The organism is Mycolicibacillus koreensis (genome assembly GCF_002104795.1).
GTDB classification, from domain to species: Bacteria; Actinomycetota; Actinomycetes; order Mycobacteriales; family Mycobacteriaceae; genus Mycobacterium; species Mycobacterium koreense.
The window spans coordinates 41,441-48,238 of sequence record NZ_NCXO01000034.1 but is presented as its reverse complement, the minus strand read 5'-3'; the positions used below and the strand labels follow the sequence as shown (position 1 = coordinate 48,238).

General features: G+C 68.7%; 10 protein-coding genes and 1 tRNA gene. 8 read left to right on the top strand and 3 right to left on the bottom strand.

Annotation, left to right across the window (positions count from 1 at the left end):
• Positions 1 to 232: hypothetical protein (locus tag B8W67_RS21570; RefSeq protein ID WP_272937730.1), on the bottom strand; the 232-nt coding region annotated here is incomplete at its 3' end.
• A 10-nt stretch (positions 233 to 242) separates the two neighbouring features.
• Between B8W67_RS21570 and B8W67_RS21565 the strand changes: the two genes are divergently transcribed.
• Positions 243 to 371 carry a hypothetical protein gene (locus B8W67_RS21565; RefSeq protein WP_272937729.1) on the top strand — a complete coding sequence of 43 codons (129 nt, stop codon included), beginning with the start codon at positions 243 to 245 and terminating at the stop codon, positions 369 to 371.
• A gap of 133 nt (positions 372 to 504) precedes the next feature.
• Positions 505 to 1,170: a VldE C-terminal domain-containing protein gene (locus B8W67_RS14655; RefSeq protein ID WP_085304708.1), complete on the top strand. Its 666-nt coding sequence runs from the start codon at positions 505 to 507 to the stop codon at positions 1,168 to 1,170.
• A 38-nt stretch (positions 1,171 to 1,208) separates the two neighbouring features.
• Here B8W67_RS14655 and B8W67_RS14650 read toward each other — a convergent pair whose 3' ends face one another.
• The gene (locus B8W67_RS14650) at positions 1,209 to 1,607 is read right to left on the bottom strand and encodes a DUF2628 domain-containing protein (protein WP_085304706.1); all 399 of its coding nucleotides are present in this window, start codon (positions 1,605 to 1,607) and stop codon (positions 1,209 to 1,211) included.
• Between the two features lie 23 nt (positions 1,608 to 1,630).
• On the opposite strand from B8W67_RS14650, the gene B8W67_RS21560 reads away from it, so the two are divergent.
• Positions 1,631 to 1,786, top strand: a complete 156-nt coding sequence (locus B8W67_RS21560; protein ID WP_109561796.1) for an excalibur calcium-binding domain-containing protein — start codon at positions 1,631 to 1,633, stop codon at positions 1,784 to 1,786.
• Positions 1,787 to 2,041: 255 nt separating this feature from the next.
• On the opposite strand, the gene B8W67_RS14640 is transcribed toward B8W67_RS21560, so the two are convergent.
• Positions 2,042 to 2,115 (bottom strand) — tRNA-Gly (locus B8W67_RS14640).
• A gap of 155 nt (positions 2,116 to 2,270) precedes the next feature.
• Here B8W67_RS14640 and dcd point away from each other — a divergent pair.
• The 5 genes from dcd (at position 2,271) to rfbA (ending at position 6,798) form a co-directional block, all read left to right on the top strand.
• Positions 2,271 to 2,837, top strand: a complete 567-nt coding sequence (dcd, locus tag B8W67_RS14635) for a dCTP deaminase (RefSeq protein ID WP_069390691.1) — start codon at positions 2,271 to 2,273, stop codon at positions 2,835 to 2,837.
• A 284-nt stretch (positions 2,838 to 3,121) separates the two neighbouring features.
• Entirely contained in the window at positions 3,122 to 4,675 is a 1,554-nt protein-coding gene (locus B8W67_RS14630; RefSeq protein WP_234806768.1) for a DUF7159 family protein, read from the top strand.
• A 62-nt stretch (positions 4,676 to 4,737) separates the two neighbouring features.
• On the top strand, positions 4,738 to 5,502 hold the full coding sequence (locus B8W67_RS14625) for a maleylpyruvate isomerase N-terminal domain-containing protein (RefSeq protein ID WP_069390690.1): 765 nt from the start codon (positions 4,738 to 4,740) through the stop codon (positions 5,500 to 5,502).
• Between the two features lie 26 nt (positions 5,503 to 5,528).
• Complete coding sequence (locus B8W67_RS14620; RefSeq protein ID WP_069390689.1) at positions 5,529 to 5,891, top strand: hypothetical protein; 363 nt, start codon at positions 5,529 to 5,531, stop codon at positions 5,889 to 5,891.
• A 19-nt stretch (positions 5,892 to 5,910) separates the two neighbouring features.
• Complete coding sequence (gene rfbA / locus B8W67_RS14615; RefSeq protein WP_085304704.1) at positions 5,911 to 6,798, top strand: glucose-1-phosphate thymidylyltransferase RfbA; 888 nt, start codon at positions 5,911 to 5,913, stop codon at positions 6,796 to 6,798.

Genomic DNA, 6,798 nt, shown 5'->3' with positions numbered 1-6,798 from the left:
CGGCGCACTCCGAGGCCCCGCCGCCCCCGCCGCCGACGACCGAGGCGCCGGTGACCACCACCGAGGCGCCGACGACCACGACGACCACTGAAGCGCCGACCACCACCACGACGACCACCACGACCACCGAAGCGCCGACCACCACCACGACCACACCGGCACCGACGACGACTACCCACGCGCCGACCACGACGACCCCGGCGACCACGCCGATGACCACCGAGTGGCTCACGGTGCCGTTCGTGCCGGTGCCGATCCCGGTGCAGGTGCCCGAGGGGCAGAACGCCCCACGGAACCCGTTCCTCAACCCCGGGGAGCCGGGCAGCCCCGGTCTGCCCGGCAACTCCGGCGGCGGTTTCGGCGTGCCCTGACCGGCCGCGGGCCGGGTGCCGGGATCGCGGTCCCGGCCAGCGGCCCCGGACACCGTCGACCAGCGACGTCGACAGCGACACGGATTGTTTATGAAATTGTGACTATTTGCCCAAATGCTCGTATGGTGTGTCCGTGGCTCGGCAAGCATTAGCCAGCGGACGGCTGAGGTCGTTCGTGTCGGTGGTGGCGGTCAGTGCAGCGACCGCTGCCTGCTTCACCGTCGGCGGCAACGCGCAGCCGATGACCACCGCCGAGGCCGCGGCACCGGTTGAGGACTCGCTGTGCTGTCCGCAGGTGATCTCCGCGGACCCGTCGGCTCCGACCGCGGCGTCCTTCGTCGGCCAGTCCGGACCGATCGCCCGGCCTGAGCAGGTGGCCTCCCGGTGGCGGGTGGTCGACCAAGCCGCGATCCCGCAGCAGTTGGGCCCCAGCATCGCTTCCGAGGCCGGCCTGCAGGTCAAAACGATCCTGGTCGCGCGCAACATCAGCGTGGTGTTCCCCGAGATCCACGAGATCGGCGGAGTGCGCGCCGACGCGCTGCGGTGGCACCCCAACGGGTTGGCCCTCGACGTCATGATCCCCAACCCCAGCAGCGCCGAGGGCATCGAACTGGGCAATGAGGTCGCCGCCTACGCGCTGCAGAACGCCGAGCGGTTCGGGCTCCAAGACGTGATCTGGCGGGGGATCTACTACACCCCGGAGGGGCCGCAGAGCTCGGGCTACGGGCACTTCGACCACGTGCACATCACGACCACCGGCGGGGGCTACCCGACCGGCGGCGAGGTCTACTTCCGCTGACCGCCCGTGCGCCGGGGCGCGGGTCCCGGAGCACCGGTTCAGCTTTGGCGGCTCCAGCCCTCGAACGGATTCCAGGATCGGCTGTCGGCGCGGACGTGCAGGTAATAGGCGTAATTAGCGGTCATCATCGCCAACACCCCCAACGCCGTCCCGATCCCGGTGGCCATCGAGTCGGGCAGGTCCAGCGCCGTACCTGCCACCCCGACCGCCACGGTGATGCCTAGCAGGGCCAACCCCTTGCGCCACATGCCCTTGACGAAGAAGTAGATCGGTCCGAACAGAAACGCCAAGAAGTTGCTGCTGATCCGCAGCCGGCGGGTGATCGGTAGGGCTTTGTAGGCTTCGCGGGCCGCCAGGGTCGTGGTCTGCAGCCCGTAGGCGTCGAAGAACTCGAACCGGGACCGCCAGGCATCGGGGACGTCGGTGGGAGTGGTCACCGCTGAAGGCTAGCGTGTAGCGGTTGCGGGTTTGTGCGGAGATTGGCACGCTGGCGGATCCGCTGTATAAGAACTGCGCCGAGGCACGTGCCGACGGTGCCGCGAACATGACCCGCGATCACCCAGGCTACCGGGACAAACTCGACCGGGACGGCGCCGGCATTGCTTGCGAGGCCTGAGGAGCCAATCGGGGCAGCGACGTTAGCGGTTCAGCCAGATGTGCGTGTCCGGGGAGGTGAGCTAGCTGTGCCCATACTCCCGGCACTGACTGAAATCGACACCGGAGCGGACACGCCCCCCGAAATGAGGGGCGGCGTGTCCATATGGACGTCGATCTCAGTCGGCACTGCCGCGTCAGGCGGCCAGGTCGGCCCTGGCGGGTCGCCATCCCAGCGACCGGGCGGGCTTACCGGGCCAAATCCGCAGGTAAACAATGGAGCCGATGACGGGAATCGAACCCGCGTATTCAGCTTGGGAAGCTGATGTTCTACCATTGAACTACATCGGCGCTGGTGCCCTCGAAGGCTAGCATCCGCCGAGATTGCGCTCCCACCGCAGGTCATCACCGTAGAAAATCCCTGGTCGACGCCGCGTGCCGCGGTGGTTACTCCGCTGCCGCTGGTCCCAAGAGGTCCCGAGAAGGCCAGCGGCTACGCTCATCGGGTGCTGCTCTCCGATCGTGATCTGCGCGCCGAAATCGCTGCCGGACGGTTGGGCATCGACCCGTTCGACGACACCTTGGTGCAGCCCTCCAGCATCGACGTGCGCCTCGACAGCCTGTTCCGGGTGTTCAACAACACCCGCTACACCCACATCGACCCCGCCCGCCAGCAAGACGATCTGACCAGCCTGGTCGAGACCGTCGAGGGGGAGCCGTTCGTCCTGCACCCGGGAGAGTTCGTCCTCGGTGCCACCCTGGAGTTGTTCACCCTGCCCGACGACCTCGCCGGGCGCCTCGAGGGCAAATCCTCCCTGGGGCGTCTGGGCCTGTTGACCCACTCCACCGCGGGGTTCATCGACCCCGGGTTCAGCGGGCACATCACCTTGGAGCTCTCCAACGTCGCCAACCTGCCGATCACGCTGTGGCCCGGGATGAAGATCGGCCAGCTGTGCCTGCTGCGGCTCACCAGCCCGGCCGAGCATCCCTACGGCAGCAGCCGGGTCGGCTCGAAATATCAGGGCCAGCGCGGCCCCACTCCGTCGCGCTCCTACCAGAACTTCGCCACCTGACGGGCACGACCGCGGACGGTCCGCCCGCCGCGTCGGACGTGAGATTCCTCCCAGCGCGCCACGCCGCGCCGGAAAAATCACATCCGCTGTTTGGCCAGTTCACAACGGTGCTTTGCCGACCTACATAGTTTCGGCTACGGATGCCGCGTAGGGTCGGTTTATCGGTTGCGGTGCTGTATTCAGAGCCGGGTGGCCTTCAGACGCCGTGGGCGCCGCGGTAGCGCGCGACCGGTCCATTGCGCGGAAAACATCATCGAGCTCGTTGCCGACGTTAGGGAGGGGTCGTGGACATCGCTTTAGGGGTGTCACTGGCCACTGCATCGACACCGGCCGTGCGAATGGTCGTGATCGAGGGGGAAACCGCCGACGGGGTGACCGTCGATCGTGACGAGTTCGACGTCGCCGCCGGTGAATCGGTGGCCGAGTGGGTGGTCGAGGCGATCGACGGCGCCCGCGTGGGAGCGGTGAACGCCGGCCACCGGCTGACATCGATCGGGGTGTCGTTCAACGATCCGATCGAGGCCGATCTGCTGCGCGACGCGTTGGCCCGCCACCAGGTCGACGACGTCATGGTCGTCTCGGCGTTCCTGGCGGCGGTCGCGCTGACCCAGAGCGTCGGCAGCGAGACCGGCCACGCCCGCACCGCCCTGCTGTTCGTGCAATCCGGAACCGCCACGTTGGCGACGGTCGAGTCCTCCGATGGCGCCATCGCCGATGTGCGACGCCACCGACTGGTCCATGAGGACTCCGAGGAGGACCTCGCCGAGGAGTTGGCGAACCTGGTCGCCAGCGTCGCCGAGGTGCCCGACCCGCCCGCCGGGGTGTTCGTCGTCGGTGCGGGTGTGATGACCCCGGCGGTCAAATCCCGATTGGAGTCGGCCACCAGCCTGCCGGTCAACGTTCCCGGCGAGCCGGCGCTGGCGCTGGGCCGCGGAGCCGCTCTGGCCAGCGCGCACGCCCCCCTGTTCGCGTCGTCGACACGGGCGATGGCCTGGGCTCAGGACTTCGGCACCGGCTCGCTGGACTCCGGGGCGATGCGGGCCTGGTTGGCCGCGCTGCCCAGCACGGTCGACTACGACGGAAACAGCGATAACCCGGCGCTGGCCTACAGCGCCGTGCCCGGCGCGGTCGAAGGCAAGGATCCCGAACACGTCGACACCGCCGCGGCCGCCGACGTGGGCTCCGGAGAATCCGAACGCATCGACTCGGCGATGCTCGACTTCCGCGCCATCGAGGAGGATCCGCGCGGGCGACTGCGGCTGTTGGTCGGCGGCGCCGGGGCCGTCGTTGCCGTGGCGATCACCGCACTGGTGATCTCGGTGGTGGTCGGCCTCGACACGCCGCGCTCGCCGGACACCCATCCCGGTGCGCGGGTGGTGCCCAGTGAGAAGGCGGCGCCACCGAAACCGCAGCAGCCTCCGCCGCCGAAAGCTCCGGCACCACCACCACCGGAGGCCCCGGCGCCGCAGGCACCGGCTCCGGCGCCGGAGAACATTCCCGCACCACAGACCCACGTGCCGCAGGCACCGGTGGTGCAGGCACCTGCGCCCGCCAATCCCGCGCCGGCCCCGCCGCCACCGGCAGCACCGCCACCGCCACCGCCGCCGCCGGTGATCGTGCCGCTGCCGATCCCGGGCCTGCCGGACATCGGCGGACCGCCCCGCAACCGCGGCGGTCGCGACCACGACGGCCCGCGGCGCGGCGGCGGCCACGACCACGACGACGACGGTTGGCGTCCACCCAAGATCCCGATCATCGGCGGTGGCGGTGGCGGTCATGGCCACGGCCACGGTCGCGGCGGCGGCAAGTGGGACATTCCCGGGATCCCGGGGCTGTGACCGCGGCCCCGGCCCACGCAACTGCCTGAAGTCGGCGGCCTGAATCCACTAGCCTGACCGGTGTGGATTTCACTGCGGCTTTTGTGGACCAGAACCGGGCCTTCGGCGAGGTCGTCCGCGGCGGTGACCCCGATGCCCCGGTGCCCACCTGCCCGGAGTGGACACTGACCCAACTGTTCCGCCACGTCGGGCGGGGCAACCTGTGGGCGGCCGCGATCGTCGCCGACCCCGCTGACACCCCGGTCGATCCCCGCTCGGTCGCCGGCGGCAAGCCGCCCTCTGACCCGGACGCAGCGATCGACTGGCTCCACGATGGGGCGCAGAAACTCATCGACGCGGTAGCGGCGACCGGACCCGACACCCCGGTGTGGACGTTTGTGGGCCCGCGGCCCGCCCGGTGGTGGATCCGCCGGCGCCTGCACGAAGTGATCGTGCACCGCGCCGACGCCGCCCTGGCGGTGACCGGGAAGCCCGGGATCGACGATGTTGCACCGGAGTTGAGCGCCGACGCCGTCACCGAATGGCTGGAATTGGCGGCCGGCCTGGCCGGCCGTGCGAAGGGCCCCGCCCCGCTTGACGACGGTCAGAGCGTGCATCTGCACGTCACCGACGCCGACCTCGGTTCGGCGGGGGAGTGGACGATCCGCGGCGGACCCGACGGGCTGAGCTGGTCGCATGAACACGGCAAGGGCAGCGTGGCACTGCGCGGCAGCGCCACCGACCTGCTGCTGGTGACACTGCGGCGCATCCCGGTCGCTGACAGCGGCATCGAGATGTTCGGTGACGCCGCGGTGTGGCAGCAGTGGCTGGACCGCACACCATTCTGAGGGCGCCACAGGGTAGTTTGCAGGACATGACGACATCGGAAATGGCCACCGTTCTGGCCTGGCACGACGCGCTGGCCGCCCAGGAGCTGACCACGCTGGAGTCGTTGTCCAGCGAAGGCATCGAGGTGGCCCAACCGCACGCTGCCGGGCAGGGGCATCGCGCCCTGCGGGAATGGGCGAAGTCGGTGGAGATCATCACCCAACTGGGGCGGATGTACATCCACGACGGGGTGGTGGTCACCGAACTGATCCCCGACGACCCCGATGCGCCGGTGCAGGCCGCAGCCTTCCAAGTGGTCGATGACCAGGTCACCTCGGTGTTCCGCCACCCCGACCTCGCATCGGCGTTGGAAGCGACCGGCCTCACCGAGGCTGACCGCACCGACTGATCCCCTAGGCTCACACCACATGCGCGGGATCATCCTGGCCGGCGGTTCGGGCACTCGCCTGTACCCCATCACCAACGGCGTCAGCAAGCAGCTACTGCCGGTGTATGACAAACCGCTGATCTACTATCCGCTGTCCACGTTGATCATGGCGGGTCTGCGCGACATCCAGGTGATCACCACCGGCCATGACGCTCCCGGTTTCCAACGGCTCCTCGGCGACGGCTCCGCGTTCGGTATCAATCTCAGCTACGCGGTCCAGGACGAACCCGACGGTCTGGCACAGGCTTTCGTCATCGGCGCCGACCACATCGGCACGGGTTCGGTGGCACTGGTTCTGGGCGACAACATTTTCTACGGTCCCGAATTGGGAACAAGCCTGAGTCGGTTCCAAAGCGTCTCGGGGGGAGCGATTTTCGCCTACCGGGTCGCCAATCCCTCCGCGTACGGCGTGGTGGAGTTCGATGCCGACCATCAACCGGTCTCGATCGAGGAGAAGCCACGGGTCCCCAAATCCCACTACGCGGTGCCTGGACTGTACTTCTACGACAACGATGTCATCGAGATCGCCCGTGGGTTGCGACCGTCGCCGCGCGGCGAGTACGAGATCACCGAGATCAACCAGACCTACCTCGACCAGGGCCGGCTGGCCGTCGAGGTGCTGGCACGCGGCACCGCATGGCTGGACACCGGAACCTTCGACTCCCTGCTCGACGCCAGCGACTACGTGCGCACCCTCGAACGGCGGCAGGGACTGAAAATCAGTGTGCCCGAGGAGGTGGCGTGGCGACAGGGCTTCATCGACGACGAGCAGCTCGCCGCCCGCGCCCACACCCTGCTGAAATCCGGTTACGGCAGTTACCTTCTGGACCTGCTCGAGCAGGGCCCGGACTTCGGGGCGATGCGCTGA

What these genes read in the sequence shown, in the direction of transcription:
- B8W67_RS14620 (WP_069390689.1), top strand. Translation starts at nt 5,529, where the DNA reads ATGACGACATCGGAAATGGCCACCGTTCTGGCCTGGCACGACGCGCTG.
- rfbA (WP_085304704.1), top strand. Translation starts at nt 5,911, where the DNA reads ATGCGCGGGATCATCCTGGCCGGCGGTTCGGGCACTCGCCTGTACCCC.